Origin of the sequence: Metabacillus sp. KUDC1714 (assembly GCF_014217835.1) — a bacterium.
Taxonomy (GTDB): Bacteria; Bacillota; Bacilli; order Bacillales; family Bacillaceae; genus Metabacillus; species Metabacillus rhizosphaerae.
On sequence record NZ_CP055263.1, the window covers coordinates 3,240,001 to 3,259,309 of the forward strand.

12 protein-coding genes are annotated in these 19,309 nt (G+C 35.2%); 9 read left to right on the top strand and 3 right to left on the bottom strand.

Going from position 1 to position 19,309, the window contains the following annotated elements; all coding sequences use genetic code 11:
• Positions 1 to 158 precede the first annotated feature (158 nt).
• Positions 159 to 1,988, top strand: coding sequence for an alpha/beta hydrolase family protein (locus HUW50_RS15255; RefSeq protein ID WP_066324325.1), 1,830 nt, complete (start codon positions 159 to 161; stop codon positions 1,986 to 1,988).
• Positions 1,989 to 2,400: 412 nt separating this feature from the next.
• Here HUW50_RS15255 and yidC read toward each other — a convergent pair whose 3' ends face one another.
• Together yidC and HUW50_RS15265 are read right to left on the bottom strand one after the other, a co-directional pair.
• A complete protein-coding gene (gene yidC, locus HUW50_RS15260) occupies positions 2,401 to 3,192 on the bottom strand; it encodes a membrane protein insertase YidC (protein WP_066324332.1) in 792 nt (263 codons plus the stop codon).
• A 32-nt stretch (positions 3,193 to 3,224) separates the two neighbouring features.
• Entirely contained in the window at positions 3,225 to 3,515 is a 291-nt protein-coding gene (locus tag HUW50_RS15265) for a hypothetical protein (RefSeq protein ID WP_066324335.1), read from the bottom strand.
• A gap of 494 nt (positions 3,516 to 4,009) precedes the next feature.
• Between HUW50_RS15265 and HUW50_RS15270 the strand changes: the two genes are divergently transcribed.
• A complete protein-coding gene (locus HUW50_RS15270; RefSeq protein ID WP_066324340.1) occupies positions 4,010 to 5,293 on the top strand; it encodes a Gfo/Idh/MocA family oxidoreductase in 1,284 nt (427 codons plus the stop codon).
• Positions 5,294 to 5,516: 223 nt separating this feature from the next.
• Here the strand turns inward: HUW50_RS15270 and ftsZ are convergent, their stop codons facing one another.
• The gene (gene ftsZ / locus HUW50_RS15275; protein WP_066324342.1) at positions 5,517 to 6,659 is read right to left on the bottom strand and encodes a cell division protein FtsZ; all 1,143 of its coding nucleotides are present in this window, start codon (positions 6,657 to 6,659) and stop codon (positions 5,517 to 5,519) included.
• Between the two features lie 267 nt (positions 6,660 to 6,926).
• On the opposite strand from ftsZ, the gene HUW50_RS15280 reads away from it, so the two are divergent.
• The 7 genes from HUW50_RS15280 (at position 6,927) to HUW50_RS15310 (ending at position 19,226) form a co-directional block, all read left to right on the top strand.
• On the top strand, positions 6,927 to 8,483 hold the full coding sequence (locus HUW50_RS15280) for a response regulator transcription factor (RefSeq protein WP_185653003.1): 1,557 nt from the start codon (positions 6,927 to 6,929) through the stop codon (positions 8,481 to 8,483).
• A gap of 11 nt (positions 8,484 to 8,494) precedes the next feature.
• On the top strand, positions 8,495 to 10,264 hold the full coding sequence (locus HUW50_RS15285; RefSeq protein ID WP_066324346.1) for a sensor histidine kinase: 1,770 nt from the start codon (positions 8,495 to 8,497) through the stop codon (positions 10,262 to 10,264).
• A gap of 177 nt (positions 10,265 to 10,441) precedes the next feature.
• Positions 10,442 to 11,734 (top strand): ABC transporter substrate-binding protein, encoded by a 1,293-nt coding sequence (locus HUW50_RS15290; protein WP_185653004.1) that lies wholly within the window; start codon positions 10,442 to 10,444, stop codon positions 11,732 to 11,734.
• Between the two features lie 155 nt (positions 11,735 to 11,889).
• The gene (locus HUW50_RS15295; protein ID WP_066324358.1) at positions 11,890 to 12,813 is read left to right on the top strand and encodes a carbohydrate ABC transporter permease; all 924 of its coding nucleotides are present in this window, start codon (positions 11,890 to 11,892) and stop codon (positions 12,811 to 12,813) included.
• Positions 12,806 to 13,624 carry a carbohydrate ABC transporter permease gene (locus HUW50_RS15300; RefSeq protein WP_066324360.1) on the top strand — a complete coding sequence of 273 codons (819 nt, stop codon included), beginning with the start codon at positions 12,806 to 12,808 and terminating at the stop codon, positions 13,622 to 13,624. Before HUW50_RS15295 ends, HUW50_RS15300 begins: the two co-directional genes overlap by 8 nt.
• Positions 13,625 to 13,647: 23 nt before the next feature.
• Positions 13,648 to 16,692 carry a beta-galactosidase, LacZ type gene (locus HUW50_RS15305; RefSeq protein WP_066325745.1) on the top strand — a complete coding sequence of 1,015 codons (3,045 nt, stop codon included), beginning with the start codon at positions 13,648 to 13,650 and terminating at the stop codon, positions 16,690 to 16,692.
• Between the two features lie 305 nt (positions 16,693 to 16,997).
• Positions 16,998 to 19,226: an alpha-galactosidase gene (locus HUW50_RS15310; protein ID WP_185653005.1), complete on the top strand. Its 2,229-nt coding sequence runs from the start codon at positions 16,998 to 17,000 to the stop codon at positions 19,224 to 19,226.
• Positions 19,227 to 19,309 lie beyond the last annotated feature (83 nt).

A 19,309-nucleotide genomic window follows, 5' to 3' on the forward strand; every position in this document is an offset into this window, starting at 1 on the left:
CCCAATTTCTCAATTTTAATGCTGAGAAATTGGGCTTTCTAATATTGTAATTTCCTTAACGTTGTAAATATGCGTATTTTCCAGACGCTACCCCTAATAAAAAGGTTTTTTATATTCTAACGAGAATATATATAAAACATTGTAAAGGGGGTAATAGGATGACAAAAGATGCTAAGGATACCAGTGTCAAAAAATATTCAATTGATCATTTTTTCAACACTGAATCTATTATATCGAACTCCATTTCTTTCGACGAAAAAAAAGTTTTATATTCGAGTGATAAAAGTAGGATCTATAATGCTTACATGGTTTCTTTAGAGGATAATAGCCAGCAACAGGTTACCTATTCAACGGATAATGCAGTCTATGCCGTTTCTTTTTTTCCGAAAGATAATCGCTTTTTATTTTTAAGTGATAAAGGCGGAAATGAAATTTTACATATTTATGTGCAAAATGAAAATGGGGAAGCTATTGATTTAACTCCGGGAGAAAACGAGCGTGCGGTATTTTTTGATTGGAGTAAGGATGAGAAAAGCTTTTTCTATGGATCCAATAAAAGGAATCCAAGTTTTATCGATGTTTATGAAATGAATATCGAAACATATGAATCAACCTGTATTTTTACGAATAATGCCGGATATGAATTTGGATCCATATCACCTGATAAGCGTTTTATATCGTTAGCAAAAGTGAGTAATTTAAATGATTCGGATATTTATTTATATGACCTTGAGTTCGATCGTTTGTCTCATTTAACTGCTCATGAAGGAGATGTTAATTATTTTCCTCAAAATTTCAGCGAAGATTCCGATTCTCTTTACTTTTTAACCGACGAAAATTATGAATTTAAATATTTGAAAAAGTATCACTTCGATACCAACCAATCCGTAGAAGTGGCTAAAGAAAATTGGGATATTACGACTATATTTTTTTCAAGTGACTATCACTATCTTGTTTACTCGATTAACATTGATGCAAAAACAGAATTTAAAATAATAAACTTAACCACTCACCAGCAGATTGAACTTCCGTCATTGCCTGAAGGACAAATTGTCAATATACAGCTTTCTAAAAGCGAGGAATTAATAACATTTCTATTAAATAGCTCAAACGCACCATCGAATTTGTATGCCTATTATCTCGAATCAAAAGAATTAAAAAAGCTTTCTGATACCTTAAATCCTGAAATTGATCCAAAGGAATTAGTAGTAGCTAAGGTAATCCGCTATCCATCATTTGATGGATTAGAGATACCTGCGATTTATTATAAGCCTGTAGTAAATGCAGGTGAAAAAGCACCTGCTCTAGTATTTGTTCATGGAGGCCCCGGAGGGCAGTCTAGTACTGAATATTATCCATTATTTCAATACCTGGCAAATCAAGGTTATGCCATTTTAGACGTAAATTACAGAGGAAGCTCTGGATATGGAAAGTCTTTCTTTAGTGCTGCAGATTTAAAGCAGGGGGAAATCGATTTGGAGGATTGTATTCAGGCAAAAAATTTCCTTCGAGAGCAAGATTATATAAATGGAGAAAGAATCGGGATAATTGGAGATAGCTATGGTGGATTTATGGTGCTTGCTGCATTAGCATTCAGGCCGGAAGAGTTTAAAGTGGGTGTAGACATTTTTGGTGTCTCAAATTGGGAACGAACATTAAAAAGCATCCCATCATGGTGGGAAAGTTACCGAGATGCACTTTATAAAAAATTAGGTAACCCTTTTACACAAACTGAGTATTTACGCAGTATTTCACCATTGTTCCATGCGGAGAAAATTAATAAACCACTCATTGTGCTGCAGGGTGCAAATGACCCACGAGTACTTCAGGTTGAATCTGATGAAATCGTAGCTGCACTGAAAAAAAATAATGTACCTGTTGAGTATGTAGTGTTCCCTGATGAGGGACACGGATTTATGAAAATGGAAAATAAAATAAACGGTTACAAGGCCGTACTTGAATTTTTAGATGAACATTTAAAAGCATAATAATCATTGTAAAAAAGGACCAGATTAAATAGCTGGCTGACCTTATAATACGAATGAGTACTTATATTCAATAGCACTGAGTAACTTGTATAGGATTTCCTAAATAACACTTCTGCACCATGCATTACCCAATTTCTTATAACACTGTCTGATGTCCCAATATACCTCACAATCGTACTATAACTCTCCACACCAGCTAAATAGCGTTTAACAATTACTAGTTTATCTTCTCCAGTGAATTTAGCCATACAAAAACTGCACCTCCAATTGTTAGATGGTGTCCAACAATTGGGGTGCAGTTCAATTTGGAGCGTTTTTTGTTATAGATCATAAAGGGAAAGGAAATTTCCCTGACTGCTTAACAATTTTTTTGAGAAAAATAGTGTAATTAATCCCAATATTAGAACACTTGCTATACGTTTTCTGTTTTATCTGTTTCATCTGCTATGTTTGCTTTTTGCTGGTATAATTTCTTCCCTAATATGGACTGAAAAATTAAGAAAGTTCCTCCGACTGCCCAGTATAGCGGGAGTGCTGCTGGAGCGTTTAGAGAGAATATCACGATCATAAGTGGTGACATGAGCCCCATAATTTTCATTTGAGACTGGTTTTGAGTAGGCATATTTGACATCGATACTTTAAATTGTACATAGTAAACGATCCCAGCAATTGCTGTAATCCAAATATCCGGCTGTCCTAGGCTGAACCAGAGAAATGAGTGTGTCGCAATTTCTTCTGAGCCCCTGATTGCATAATAAAACCCCATCAAGATCGGCATTTGAATAAGCATTGGAAGACAACCGATAGAAAGTGGATTAACTCCATGCTTTTTATATAATCCAAACATTTCCTGCTGTAGCTTTTGTTGTTCTTTCTGGTCCTTGGCAGCCTTAGTCTTTTTCTGAATAGCATCCATTTCAGGCTTTAATAATTCCATCTTTTCCTTCATATGCTGTTGATTTTTATACTGTTTTAACATCAATGGCAACAGAATGAGACGAATAATTAGTGTAATCAGTATGATTGACAACCCAAAGCTGCCATTAAATAAAATAGCGATACTATGAATGGCTGATGCAAATGGATGAACAAACACATTTTGAAAAAAACCATTCCCATTTGAATTCTGTGCAGAACATGCAGAAAGTACAAAGGTAGATATCATAACTACAATAATAACAAGTATGTTTTTAGTAGGTTTCATCTTTCTTCCTCCAGTCATTTTTCTAAAAATGCTTAGTAAGAGAAAGAATGGAAACCTTCCGAATCGTCACCCGAGCTTTCTTTTCTGCGAATATATCTTGCAATCCAACCTAATAATGAGTTAGACCTCCAGTCATTTATCTGCTGAATAGAAGGTCTTGATAAAGTTATATTTACCTTTGAAGGTGAGACACATGTTGCTTCAATAAAATCATATTCAATATGCCAAGTCCAAATATATTTAATCGTTAAGCTTAATAGAAAGCTAGCATAGAATGTATTAATAGTAGAAATGTTTGTAAAATCTAAAATAATCTCGTACAAATTTTCACCCCTAAAAAGAGCAACTAAGAGAAGTATAATAAAAAATTGAGTGCAAGGCAATGGAATGGATATCTAAATAGGGGCTGCTGAATAAACAAAGGATCCAGTAATGACAAGGGGGTGGGGTCTTTTTGTCGAATATATGTATTTATGATTACTCTTTAATAATCTATTTTTCGCAGAAAGGCGCGATTGTTGAAATACGAAAAAGGAAGAATGCCTTTAGTTTTCATCATTAATTCATTAAAAGAGCAATTCATTAGGAGTACCAAATAGAAAAGAGGAATAATGATCTAGTCATTGTTTCTCTTTATTATTTTGATAAAATAAACAACACTGTTATTTAGAAAAAGAGATCGGATTTTTATATGTAAAGGTAAAGAACTCTTAAATATAATGAAAATAAGTAAATGTTTACCTTGTGTTAAGAAGGCTGTGAATTTTGTAAGCGCATCCAAATATGTTAAACAAATTATCAATAAGGAGTTTTTATAATGGTAAAAAGATATGTATTAGTCGGAACAGGTGGAAGAGCAGAATATTTCTATGGTGCGGTTGTCCGTGATTTTAGGGAGACGAGTGAACTAGTTGCGTTTTGTGATATCAATCAAACGAGAATGAATTATGCGAACCGTTTATTGGAAGAGAAATATGATCATCCGCAAATCGAGACTTATCTTGCTAAGGATTTTGAACAAATGATTGCTAATGAAAAGCCTGATACGGTGATCGTTACGTCCGTCGATCGAACCCATCATACGTATATTATTAAAGCATTAGAACTAGGGTGTGATGTGATAACCGAAAAACCAATGACCACCGATGCCGAAAAATGTCAGGCGATTATTGATGCTGTTAAGAAAACAGGTCGAGAGGTTCGCGTTTCTTTTAACTATCGATATGCACCACATAACACGAAAATAAGAGAGTTAATTAAAGACGGTGTGATTGGTGAAGTATTTTCGGTCAATTTTGAGTGGGCATTAAATACTCAGCATGGGGCAGATTACTTCCGAAGATGGCATCGAGATAAGCGAAATAGTGGTGGCTTGTTAGTTCATAAATCTACCCATCATTTTGATTTAGTTAACTTCTGGTTAGGAACAACACCAGAGACAGTCTATGCCCTAGGTGGATTACGTTTTTATGGCAGAGAAAATGCAGAATCAAGGGGAGTAACTAACTTTTATCAACGGGCACATGGAAGTGAAGTGGCCAAGAATGATCCGTTTGCTATTAATCTAGAAGAAAACAAACATTTAAAAGCAATGTATTTAGATGCCGAAAAAGAAGATGGCTATCAGCGTGATCAAAGTGTGTTTGGAGATGGCATTAATATTGAAGATACATTAGGCGTGATGGTCCATTACAAAAATAAAGCTATTTTAAACTATTCTTTAAATGCTTATTTACCATGGGAAGGCTATATTGTTTCGTTTAATGGTAGTAAAGGACGAATCGAAGTTCATGTCCGGGAGCAATCATATATTAATTCAGGTGGAAATAAAGAGGATGAAGGAAGACTAGAGGAAAAATCAATTACTGTTATGCCGATGTTTAGTGAATCGTATGAGGTAGAAATAGAAGAAGGTGAAGGTGGCCACGGTGGTGGTGACCCAATCTTATTACAAGATCTGTTTGGTACACCGTTAGAGGATGAATTTAACCGAGCAGCTTCCCATGTAGACGGAGCCATGTCAATACTTACTGGGATTGCAGGAAATATTTCATTAAATACTGGACAGCCAGTGAAAGTTGACGGATTGGTGAAGTTTTAAGCTATTGGTGTTACAACGATGGTTTGAAAATATAAAAGAAAACGGGGATCAACTTCGTTTTCAAGCATGATTTGATCACAACTATAGAATACAATATCCAGAAATAGCTACAGGTGAATTTAACCATACAAAAACTGCACTCCAATTGTTAGATTGTGTCTAACAAATGGGGTGCAGTTTAATTGATCTTTGAGCTTTTTTGTATGTCAATGTAAGCTTTTTACTATCGGTTTTTCCGTTTGCGGAAGAACGCTGGAGTATCTAATGATTCTTCTGGTTCCAAGTTTCGTTCATAAAACGGAATTGATCCTCTAGGTTCTACTTTCTCAGGTTGTATATGTTGTTCCTTTGGATATCGATTAGACGTTGCTTCAGTTGATGGCTCTTCAGGTGTTTGTACTATTGATGAATCCTTTGCAGTAAATCCAGTAGCTATGACAGTTACGATAATTTCATCTTTTAAATTATCGTTGATGACAGAGCCAAAAATCATATTTAAATCGTCATGTGAAGCAGATGAAACCATATCGGCTGCCTCCTGAACTTCAAAAAGGCTTAAATTGCGACCGCCGGTTATGTTCATGATCACTCCCTTGGCTCCATTGATGGAGGTTTCTAGCAACGGACTATTTATTGCTTTTTGGGCAGCATCAGCAGCGCGGTTTTCACCTGAAGCAATACCAATGCCCATTAAAGCAGTTCCTTTTTGGGACATAACTGTTTTCACGTCAGCAAAGTCAAGGTTAATTAAACCTGGAATAGCGATTAAATCAGAAATTCCTTGAACGCCTTGACGAAGAACGCTATCAGCTTCTCGGAAAGCATCAAGGATATGTGTTTTTTTATCTACAATCTCTAATAAGCGATCGTTTGGAATAATAATTAGAGTGTCAACAGACTCCTTCATTTCGTTAATTCCTTTTGTGGCGTTTGCAGCGCGCTTGGAACCTTCAAATTTGAACGGTCGTGTGACAACCCCAATGGTTAAAGCTCCAAGATTACGGGAGATTTCAGCAACGGCTGGGGCTGCTCCTGTGCCTGTTCCACCACCCATTCCTGCAGTAACAAAAACCATATCTGCCCCTTTTAACACTTCTTCGATTTGTTGTTTGCTTTCTTCCACAGCTCTTTTACCAATTTCCGGATTTGCCCCTGCGCCTAGACCTCTAGTTAATGCTGCACCGATTTGCATCTTAATCTCTGCTTTTGATTGATTAAGAGCTTGTGCATCTGTATTAACTGCAATAAATTCTACCCCTTCAACACCGTCCTCGATCATACGGTTTACAGCGTTGTTTCCCCCACCGCCTACACCAATAACTTTAATTGTTGCGAATTGGTCAATATTTGTATCAAAATCCAACATGTTCATTCCTCCTAAATCATCCAAATTGCCTAAATTATAAATTATTTCAATAAAAGCCATAGACTCTAATATGATTCGAAGTTCTCTGGCTATTTTTGTATGGTTTGTAGATTAATAGTCTGGATAATCTGCTTTTTTTATAAGGTTTTTTGTCCCTATATCAAAAATAGTAAATAAGACAAGCCTATGATATTCGAACCATTCACGTGTATAATAGGAGAAAAAATGAGATGAACATATAAGTCTACAAAGTCTGGGGGGATTTTTTTGAAATCTGGTGAAGGTTGTAGAATCATCATTGTGGATGATGAGCAATTAATAAGACAAGGGATTAAGCATTATGTGGAATGGGAGCAGGAAGGCTTTAAAATCGTTGGGGAAGCATCGAATGGTCAAGAGGCTCTTGAGTTAATTGAGTTAACAAAGCCGCATATTGTGTTAACGGATATTGTTATGCCGATTATGGACGGGGAAGAATTAACTCGTATTGTGAAAAGTAAGTACCCACATATTGAGATTATCATATTAAGTAGTTTTGGGGAATTTGAATATGTGAGATCAACTTTTCAAAGCGGGGCAGTTGATTATATTTTAAAGCCAAAGCTTGATGCTGATACATTACTTAATGTGCTAAAAACTGCAGCAAGTAGAATACCATCACTACAAGCAGCAAATGGAGATACCAATGTTGCCATTAATATTGGACATATGATCGAAAAGTTTGTATCAGGTTATGACACTCAATATGATGAAAAATTAATGTCAGAGACGTTTAATTATGAATATTTTTGCTTAGTAGCTGCTGATACAAGACTCCTTAAAGATAAAGATGCTATAAACAAGGATTTGATTATTCTTCGATTTGAAGAATTGTTCGATACTCAATTAAAGAAAATAAAAATACAGGAATTCACAACAGAAGAAAATGTAAGTGTTTTCCTTGTTAATGGGCAAGAAGATGAACTAATAGAAATGCAGGGAGTAGCTGCTGAACTATTAGAGTTAGATTCAAAGCTTTCAGTGCTTATTTGTGACACGTTTGAAAACTTTTCAAAAATTGGGATTAAGTACAATGACGTGATCAAGAAAATGCTTCAATATCGATTTTATTTTCCTGAAACTAAAATAATAGTTGAGGAAGACTTAGCAAAAGAAGGTCCGAAAATCACTTCTTTTAATTTGGATAAGTTTACGAATGATTTTAAGCATGAGCGTTTTGATTCTGCATTTGACTATTTAGAGGAACATGTAAGAGAATTATCAGCAGCATTTACGACGGATATTTTTGAATATAAAGCGTTTTTTGGCAACATCATTTTCAATATTTCCATTTTATTAAGTAATTTGGAGTATGATGTGAAGAATTTAGAAAATGAAAAGTTTAGTTTTTTTAATGCAATTGATGAAGCCAAAACGGCTGCGAGTGTTGTTGAACAGTTGCATCGCTTTGTAGAAAAGGCGAAAGAAATTATTTTATCAAGGAAAAATCAAACCGGACATTCAAATCTTCAACAAATTCTTGATTATATTGAAGAAAATTATGCAGAGCCGTTGAGCTTAACTGGTGTAGCAAATCATTTTCATTTTAATCCTTCCTATTTATCAAGTTATTTTGCGACACATAACAAAGAAGGCTTTAATGAGTATTTAAATAGAATTCGTATAGAAGAGGCTACGAAGTTATTAATGAATAGCTCTATTCCGATATCTGAGATTAGTGGACATGTTGGGTATTCCGATCATAGTTATTTTTGCAAGGTATTTAAAAAGCAAAGAGGTTTATCTCCGAGTCAATATCGAAGAAATCAAAAATTGAATAAGTGATGTGAATCAGTATGAAATTTTTCCAAAATCATTTTAAACATAATGGTTTGTTTGTCATTATGTTTTTAATTAGTGTAATCAGTATTATTACGGTTTCAATCATTATTACGTGGACAACGTTTCGTATGTCTGAGCAGTTTTTTATTGATAAGTTTAGTATTACAAATGCGAAAGTCATGAATCAAGTTAAAGATAGTTTTGAATCCTATAATTACTCGATTGTTCTTGCGTCAAACAACATCTTACAAAGTGGAACGATAAGAAGAATTATGACGGAGGAGCAATCCAATGCGCAAAAAATGCGATCTTATTTTCAAATGAGTGAGCAGATGAAACGAACGAAATCAAATGTTGATGCTTATGAAACTGAAATTATTGTGACCGGTGTGAATGAAATGAGCTATGCGACAAATCGATCATACTGGCTAATTACCGATGAAGAATTGCAGAGTCATATTATGACTGAAAATTCGTTAAAAAATCCAAAGAGGTTGATCTATCAATATGATCAGCGTAACGAAAATACAAATAGTGCTAATGATGCTCAATTTATCGTTGCTTCAAAACCTTTAATGGAAAGGATTTCAGGTAATATATACGGAATGATGTACTTCGCAATACAAGAAAGTGAAATTAGGAATTTTTATAACAGCCACACAAGTACAGGAAATGATGTTTTTATTCTCGATAAAACTGGTACCATTGTGTCAAGTAATAAAACGGAATTAATTGGAGATGAAGCTAATAATCTTTTGCACTATGCAAAAGAAAATGAACAAAAGAATAATGATTATATAATTGCAAATTTCATGGGAACAGATCAAATCATCTTTATGGAATATATTCCTTCTTTTGATATGTATTTATTTAATTTAATAGACAAGAAAACAGCAATTGGTGATTTGATTAATAAAAAGCAAATTGTGCTGATTTGTATTTGCATTGTTGCTATCGCCCTTATTATTGTTTTTCTTATATCGAGAAGAATGACAAATTCATTATCAACATTAGTAAAGCAAATTTCAGATGCTTCGAAATTTGATTTTGATCAGTATGTTTCAGTAAGTGGTACGTATGAAACAATGCAAATCGGTAAGGCATTTAATTCAATGCTGGATGAACTTCATGATTACTTGGAAAAACTCGTTCTTTTCCAAAAGCAAAAACGCAATGCAGAATTAGCGGCTTTACAACAGCAAATTAATCCGCATTTTCTCTATAATACACTTACTTCCATTAAGTTTATGATTCAGCAAGGTGGAAAAGGGGAAGCGGAGGAAACGATCAATTCCTTGATTTCATTACTTCAAAATACAATTGGAAATGGGAGTGAAACCATTTCTGTTGAGCAAGAAATAAATAACTTAAAAGATTATGTTCTTATTAATCAAAAACGCTATGGAGACAGAATTAAAGTAAATTATTTACTTTCACCAGATTGTGTAGACCAACAAATTCCTAAGCTGATTTTACAGCCTTTTATTGAAAATTCATTTTTCCACGGATTTAACAACAAAACATCTGGCTTTATCAATGTAATGGTGTGGCAAGAAAAGGGTACTTTGATTTGCGAGATCATGGATAATGGAGATGGAATGGAGATTTCATCTAATAAACTTCCGAAAACAAAGAGTAAGAAACAGCATTTTACAGGGATAGGTGTAAGAAATGTAAATGAAAGAATTCAAATTTTGTATGGTAATCAATATGGTGTATCGATTTCAAGTAATTTAGGAGAGGGAACAAGAGTGAAGATTACACTTCCGATCTCCGAAATATAAAAAAAGTACAAGTATCTAAAAAAAATACAACCCCAATTAATTGTAAACGGATACATTCTATAAAAAAATCACAAGTTTATGAAAATATTGTCCTAAAGAAAAACGAAACATAGGTGCTAATATTGTAGTTGTAAGGGTGATAGCGCTTACGAAAACAAAAATATGGGGGTATTTTTTATGAAAAAGCTACTCGTACTTATGATGGCTTGCATGATGTTTTTGGCAGCATGCTCATCTGGGTCTCAAGAGACAGAATCAGATTCAAGTGAATCATCGGGTTCAAAAGAAATTACAATTTGGGCATGGGACCCAAACTTTAATATTAAAGCGATGGAAATAGCAAAAGAGTATTATCAAAAAGAAAATCCTGATGTAGAAATCAAGATTGTAGATAATGCGCAAGCTGATATTATTCAAAAGTTAAATACAAGCTTAAGTTCTGGTACGACAAAAGGATTACCAAATATCGTGTTGATCGAAGACTATCGTGCACAAAGCTTCCTTCAAGCATATCCAGATTCTTTCCATGAAATTACTGGATCTTTCAAAGCGGAAGATTTTGCATCATATAAAATTGCACCAACTAGCTTAGATGGTAAAAACTATGGTTTACCATTTGATACAGGTGTAACTGGTTTATACGTAAGAACGGATTATTTAGAAGAAGCAGGCCATACAGTTGATGATTTAAAAGGTATTGATTGGAATCAATATATTGAAATTGGTAAAAAAGTAAAAGAAGCAACTGGAAAGCAAATGATTACACTTGATCCAAATGACCAAGGTCTTATTCGTATGATGTTGCAATCTAGTGGTTCTTGGTACTTAAAAGAGGATGGTGTGACACCATTTATTGCTGATAATGAAGCACTTAAGAAGTCTTTTGAAACATACAAAGCAATGTTGGACGCTGATATCGTAAAACCAAACTCTGATTGGAGTCAATTCTTAGCAGCATTCAATAGTGGCGAAGTAGCATCAGTACCAACTGGAAACTGGATCACACCATCTATTAAAGCAGAAGCATCTCAATCAGGTAAATGGGCAGTTGTGCCACAGCCAAAACTTCCAGATGTTGAGAGTTCAGTGAATGCATCTAATCTAGGTGGAAGCTCATGGTATGTTCTTGATGTAGATGGAAAAGAAGAAGCAACAGATTTCTTAGCAAAAACGTTTGGTTCAAACGTTGATTTTTATCAAGATTTAGTAACAGAAGTTGGGGCAATCGGAACGTACACTCCTGCAACTACTGGGGAAGCATACAAAGCAGAGGATGAATTCTTTGCTGGGCAACCAATTATCTCTGACTTTTCACAATGGGTAAAAGAAATCCCACAAGTCAATTATGGACTGCACACATACGCAATTGACGACATTTTAATTGTTGAAATGCAAAACTACCTTAACGGTAAGGATCTTGATCAAGTGCTAGAAGATGCTCAACAACAAGCAGAAGCACAGCTTCAATAATTACCTTTCCTACAATTCTTCTCAAAGCTAACTTAGTATGAGAAGCTAAGCCTTGAAACCTCATCTGCTTCTGTTAATAAGGATAACTTATGAGAAGTACAGTCGAGATTTCAAGGCTTCTATCTTATTTTGACAAGTTAAGGAGTTGACATAATATGTTATCAGCAAAATCAAACGCAAACACTTCTGTTTCTTATTCGAAAAGGAAACCTTTAAATAAAACGACAATCATCGGTTGGTCCTTTATCACAATCGCTTCTGTATTAATCTGCTTATTTTACTTTTACCCAATGGTTCAGGCTTTAATCATGTCTTTCCAATCAGGTACAGGTACGAATTTAACGTTTACAGGATTAGATAATTACGCTCGATTACTTAAAGACCCTACTTTTATAACTGCAGTTAAGAACACGGTTATTTATCTAATTATCCAAGTGCCAGTTATGATTTTATTAGCCTTATTTTTATCCGTTATATTAAATGACAAACGTTTAAAGTTTAAAGGATTTTTCCGTACTGCGATCTTCTTACCATGTGTTACATCACTTGTAGCTTATTCCGTTATTTTTAAGTATTTATTCGGTGTAGATGGAATTATCAATATGATGTTAATGAAGCTTGCATTTATTTCTGAACCAATTCAATGGTTAACAGATCCGTTCTGGGCCAAGATTACAATTGTTATTGCAATTACATGGCGCTGGACTGGTTATAATATGATTTTCTATTTATCATCACTTCAAAATATTGATCATTCAATTTATGAAGCTGCAAAAATTGATGGAGCATCTTCCATACAACAATTTTTTAAGATTACGATTCCAATGTTAAAACCTATTATTCTTTTTACGTCGATTACTTCTACAATTGGAACACTACAGTTGTTTGATGAGGTTATGAATATTACAAAAGGTGGTCCTGGTAATTCTACTATGACAATTTCTCAATATATTTATAATCTTTCATTTAAATACACCCCAGACTTTGGGTATGCGGCAACCGTATCGTATGCAATTGTTATTATGATTGTGATCTTCTCAATTATTCAGTTCAAAGTGGCAGGTGAGAAAAATGCTTAAAAAATTATTCGGTTATGGTGTATTAATTATTGCGAGTATTGTGTCAATCTTTCCGTTTTTATGGATGGTAGTTTCAGCAACAAATAAATCAGTTGATGTAACACAGGGGAGGATATTACCTGGTACTCATCTTGTAGAAAACTTTAAAAATCTATTAACCACAGTTGATATTGTACCGGCCTTAATCAATTCAGCAAAAATTTCTATTTCAACAACAATTTTATCGTTATTAATCGCTTCCTTAGCGGGATATGGATTTGAAATTTTCAAAAGTAAGTCAAAGGATGTTGTGTTTAATATTTTACTACTATCAATGATGATTCCATTTGCAGCGTTAATGGTCCCTTTATTCAGGATGTTCGGTACGATTTCACAAACAGTGCCTTTCTTAGGAATTGATACATTAACAGCAGTGGTTTTACCAACATTAACTACAGCATTTTTAATCTTTTTCTTCAGACAAAGTACAAAAATGTTTCCAAAGGATATTCTTGAAGCCGGTCGAATTGATGGATTAAGTGAGTTAGGAGTATTTTTTAGAATTTATGTACCAACAATGAAAACAACATATGCAGCAGCGGCAATCATTACATTTATGGCTAGCTGGAACAACTATTTATGGCCTCTAGTTGTTTTACAATCTCCAGAAAATCAGACGATTCCATTATTGATTTCAAACTTAGGTTCAAGTTATTCGCCTGACTTTGGGGTTATTATGATGGCGATTGTGATTGCTACATTACCAGCTGCACTGATTTTCTTCATTATGCAAAAGCACTTTGTTGCAGGAATGATGGGCTCAGTAAAATAAGATAGAGAGGTAGAATGATAATTATGACAACGAATCCAGATCTAAATTGGCTAACAGACGTAAATGTATTTGCAGTAAATCGACTTCCTGCACACTCTAGTCATATGTATTACGAAACAATGGAAGAGGCAAAAAAATCTGCTCCAATGAAAATGAGAAAAAGCTTAAATGGAAATTGGAAGTTTCATTATGCGATTAATCCGAGTAATCGTCCGGAAACTTTTTATGAATTGAATTTTGATTGTGATAGCTGGAATGATATTAAAGTGCCAGGTCATATTCAACTTCAAGGATATGGCAAACCTCAATATGTAAACACGATGTATCCGTGGGACGGGATAAATGACATTCGTCCTCCTGAGATTCCTACTGATCATAATCCTGTTGGAAGCTATGTAAAGTATTTTCATGTCCCTGAAAACATGCTAGAAAAGCCTGTATATGTATCGTTTCAAGGGGTTGAGTCTGCTTTTTACGTATGGCTAAATGGTAAGTTTGTCGGATATAGTGAAGACAGCTTCACACCTGCTGAGTTTGACTTAACACCTTTTTTACAGGAGGGGGAAAATAAACTAGCAGTTGAAGTGTATCAAAGAAGTACAGGAAGTTGGTTAGAAGATCAAGATTTTTGGCGCTTCTCAGGTATTTTCCGTGAAGTGTATCTTTATACAGTGCCGAAGATGCATGTTTATGATGCATATGTTCATGCAGATTTGGATGAAACTTATACAAAGGGAACACTTAAAGTTGATCTTCAGCTAAACGCTCCTGCTGCATCTGGATCAAAGGTAATCGCTAGTTTGGTAGATAAAGATCATAACGTTATTGAATCAACAAGTGTTGCGATGAACGATGAAAACCCAACATTTACGATCAATGTGGATCAACCAGAATTATGGAGTGCGGAAACACCTAATCTATACAAGCTCTACATCCAGCTTGTGAATGAATCAGGAGATGTAGTAGAAGTTGTTCCGCAAAAGGTTGGTTTTAGACGTTTTGAGTTAGTAGATAAAGTGATGAAAATAAATGGTGAGCGTATCATCTTTAAAGGAGTAAACCGCCACGAGTTTAACCATCGAACAGGGCGTGCAATTACTAAGGAAGATATGCTATGGGATATTAAGACATTAAAGCAAAATAATATTAACGCAGTTCGTACATCGCATTATCCAAACCAAAGCTATTGGTACGAATTATGTGATGAGTATGGCGTGTATGTGATTGATGAGATGAACTTAGAAACACATGGTTCGTGGCAAAAGATGGGCGCTGTTGAGCCTTCTTGGAATATTCCAGGTAATAAACCAGAATGGCAAGACATTGTTTTAGATCGTGCGAAATCGATGTTTGAAAGAGATAAAAATCATCCTTCAATTATCATCTGGTCATGTGGAAATGAGTCATATGCAGGTGAAGTGATATTAAATGTAACAAGATACTTTAAATCTGTTGATTCTAGTCGACTTGTTCATTATGAAGGCGTGTTTTATGACCGTAATTACAATGACACAAGTGATATGGAAAGCCGTATGTATGCAAAGCCAGCAGATATTGAAGAATATTTAACAAATAACCCTGAAAAACCATATGTAAGCTGTGAATATATGCATGCGATGGGGAATTCATTGGGTGGTATGAATTATTACACAGAGCTAGAGGATAAATATCCAATGTATCAAGGTGGATTCATTTGGGATTATATTGACCAGTCTCTTGTTAAAGAAGACCGTTACGGGAAAGAATTTTTAGCTTATGGTGGAGATTTTGATGATCGCCCAACAGATTATGGTTTCTGTACAAATGGAATTGTTTATGCAGACCGTAAAATTTCACCGAAAATGCAGGAAGTGAAATATTTATATCAAAATATTAAGCTTGAAGCAGATGAAACAGGTGTAACGATCAAAAACAAGAATTTGTTTAAAGATACATCTGATTATGAATTAAGATACACGCTTTTTCTTGAAGGAGAAGAAGTGTATGAAAAAACATTACAAGTAAATGTATCACCACAAAGTGAACAGCGAATCGACTATGATTGGTCAAAAGAATTAATGAACAAACCAGAAGAGTATTATGTTCATGTTGCTTTTCTTTTAAAAGAAGAAACGATATGGGCAAATGCTGGACATGAGGTTGCATTTGGACAATATATCTTTGCGAAGAAAGCTAGTAAAATGGCGCCAATTGCAGCAAATGGGGAATTCAGGTTAGTCGAAGGCGATGTGAATATCGGTGTTCATGGAAGAGACTTTAGCATTATCTTCTCAAAGGCAGTAGGTAGTTTAGTATCAGTAAACTATTCTGGAAAAGAAATGATTGCTTATCCTCCTGCTCCATTGTTTTGGAGAGCAACGACAGATAATGACCGAGGTTTTGCACAATCATTTGTTTCAGGTTGTTGGCATGCAGCAAGCTTAGCTCGTAGATGTACTAGTGTTGATGTATCCGAAGAAAAAGATACTGTTCAAGTAGCATTTACCTACAAGTTTTCTATTCATGAAAAAATTGAAGTTACCACGAGCTATACAGTTTATCCTAATGGAAGTATTCATGTTAAGTCTTCCTATAAAGGAGCAGAAGGATTGCCGCAAATGCCAATTTTCGCAGTATCCTTCAAGGTTCCGGCAAAATATAATCAGTTAGAATGGTATGCCATGGGACCTGAAGAAAACTATTCTGATCGAGCTCATGGAGCACGTCTTGGAGTATTTAAGAATACGGCAAAAGACAATGTCGAAGGTTATTTAAATCCACAAGAGTCGGGAAATCGTACAGGAGTACGTCGGGTAAGTGTAACAAATTCTGACGGTGAAGGGGTCATGATTTTATCTAAGGATACGCCAATTGAATGTAATGTCTCACCATACACAGCTTTTGAGCTTGAAAATGCGAATCATCATTATGAGCTACCAAATGTTCATTATTCAGTGATTACTGTTGCTGGTAAGCAAATGGGTGTTGGTGGAGATGACAGCTGGGGTGCTCCAGTTCATGAAGAGCATATCATAAAAGGAAATACTGATTTAGATTTTGAATTTATCATTCAACGTGAAGGGTTTTAATCATACAAAGTAAACAAGAGCTTGGATTTTTTTCAAGCTCTTCGGCTTTTTTAAATTGTCTCATTTCTAAGAGATTGTTGCTTTTAAAAACTAAAACTGCTTAAGGTTGATTGGAACGGATTGCGAGACTCCTGCGGGAGTAGCAGGACAGGTGAGACCCCGCAGGCGTTTACGCCGAGGAGGCTCACCGCCAGCCCCGCGGAAAGCGAGCATCTCTCGCTGCAATCAACCACACCTCACCACTAGGTATAAAGCAACAAAGTTTGGGGAAACAGCCTTTAAATAAGAATTAGGAGTTGAAAAAAGTGTCTATTCATATAAATGAGCAAAATAAACAATTTCACTTAACAAACGGCCAAATTAGCTATATTTTTCAAGTTTTAAAGAACGGGAGTCTAGGTCAGCTTTATTTTGGTAAGGCCATTCGTCATCGCGATGATTTTTCACATTTTCAAGTAAATGATATTCCGACAGCAGCGAGCTGTCACTTTTATCAAGAAGATCCAGCCTTTTCTCTAGAAACAACACGTCAAGAGTTTCCGGTACCTGGTAAGGGAGATTTTCGTGAAGCTGCAATCGAGGTTGAAACAAGTGAGGGAAGAGTTGGAAATTTATTTGCTTATCAAGGGTATGAAGTGATAAAAGGAAAGCTTAAATTAGATGGACTTCCTGCTACATATGCAAATGAAGAGGAAGCAATAACGCTTATTATTAAACTTGAAGATCAATTGATTGGTGCAAGCCTTCAGCTATCTTATACGATTTTTCACGAGCATCCTGTTATTACACGTAATGTAAGGATCGTAAATAATGGAGATCACACTCTTTCTCTGAAAAAGATTATGAGTGCCTCAATCGATTTACCTGATGCAGATTATACGATGGTTCATCTGTCTGGCACATGGTCAAGGGAAAGGCATATTAAAGAACGACAGCTTGTACAAGGGATTTCTTCAATCTCCAGCATAAGAGGTGCAAGCTCACACCATGATAACCCATTCATTGCTTTGAAAAGAAAAGAAACAACAGAGCATGACAACGAAGTGTACGGATTTAATTTTGTTTACAGTAGTAATTTCTTAGCACAAGTGCAGGTTGATCATTATGATACATCAAGAGTCATGATGGGGATTCACCCACATCAATTTAATTGGCAGCTTACCAATCAAGAAAGCTTTCAAACTCCAGAAGTTGTGATCGTTTATTCAAATGAAGGATTAAATGGAATGAGTCAAGCCTATCACAATCTATATCGCCAGCACTTAATCCGTGACCCATGGAAAATTGAAGAAAGACCAATCTTAATTAACAATTGGGAAGCTACTTACTTTGATTTTAACGAAGAAAAGCTTGTAAATATTGCAGAAAGTGCAAAGGAACTAGGAATTGAGTTGTTTGTTCTGGATGATGGTTGGTTTGGGAAAAGGAACGATGATACATCCTCACTTGGAGATTGGTTTGAAGATGAAGAAAAGCTTCCAAATGGCTTAGAATCTTTGGTAGAAAAATTAAAGCAAATAGACATCAAATTCGGCTTATGGTTTGAGCCTGAAATGATTAATCCAATTAGTCAGTTATATAAGGAACATCCAGATTGGATCGTAGGTAGGCAAGAAGAGCACTTAGTTTTTGGCCGAAATCAATTAGTGTTGGATTTCTCAAGACGTGAAGTTGTAGATTATATTTATGAAAAAATGGCGGGAATCATTCACAAAACACAGCTTTCTTATATTAAATGGGATATGAATCGGAATATTACAGATGCTTATTCAGCTGCACTTAAACTAGAACAACAAGGTGAGTTTTACCACCGTTATATTCTAGGTGTGTATGATTTATATGAGAGACTTACGAATGAATTTCCGAACGTATTATTTGAATCATGTGCCGGTGGTGGAGGAAGATTCGACCCAGGTATGTTTTATTATGCTCCACAAGCTTGGACAAGTGATGATACGGATGCGGTTGAGCGCTTAAAAATTCAGTATGGAACCTCACTTGTTTACCCGATTTATAGTATGGGTTCACATGTATCAGCTGTTCCAAACCACCAAACATTAAGAAAAACACCTATTGAAACAAGAGCGAATACAGCGTACTTTGGGACATTTGGGTATGAATTAAACCCACTCGAATTAAGCGAAGAGGAACGAGAATTGATTAAGACTCAAGTTCAATTTTATAAAAATCAACGTAAATTAGTAAGAGATGGTGATTTTTATCGTCTTCAAAGTCCTTTCGATGGAAATGAAACGGCATGGATGATCGTATCGAAAGATCAGAATGAGGCATTGATAGGGTGGTATAAGGTGCTTGCCACAGTAAATCCAAAGAAACAACAAGTTCTTAAACTAAAAGGACTTGATGAAAATAAGCTTTATGAAGTGAACGGCAAAGGAACATACTATGGTGATGAATTACTTTACAATGGTTTACAATTACCTACTGAGTTTAATGGAGTAAACGCCCCATTTGCAAAACGTGGAGGAGATTATCAATCAGTTGTATTCCATTTAGTAGGGAAGGATAAATAAAGTAGCTTAGCATCACAAGACAACCACCTACTAAAAAATAGGGCAGTCTAATAAGTCCTTAAAATAAATTAGGTGAAGAATAG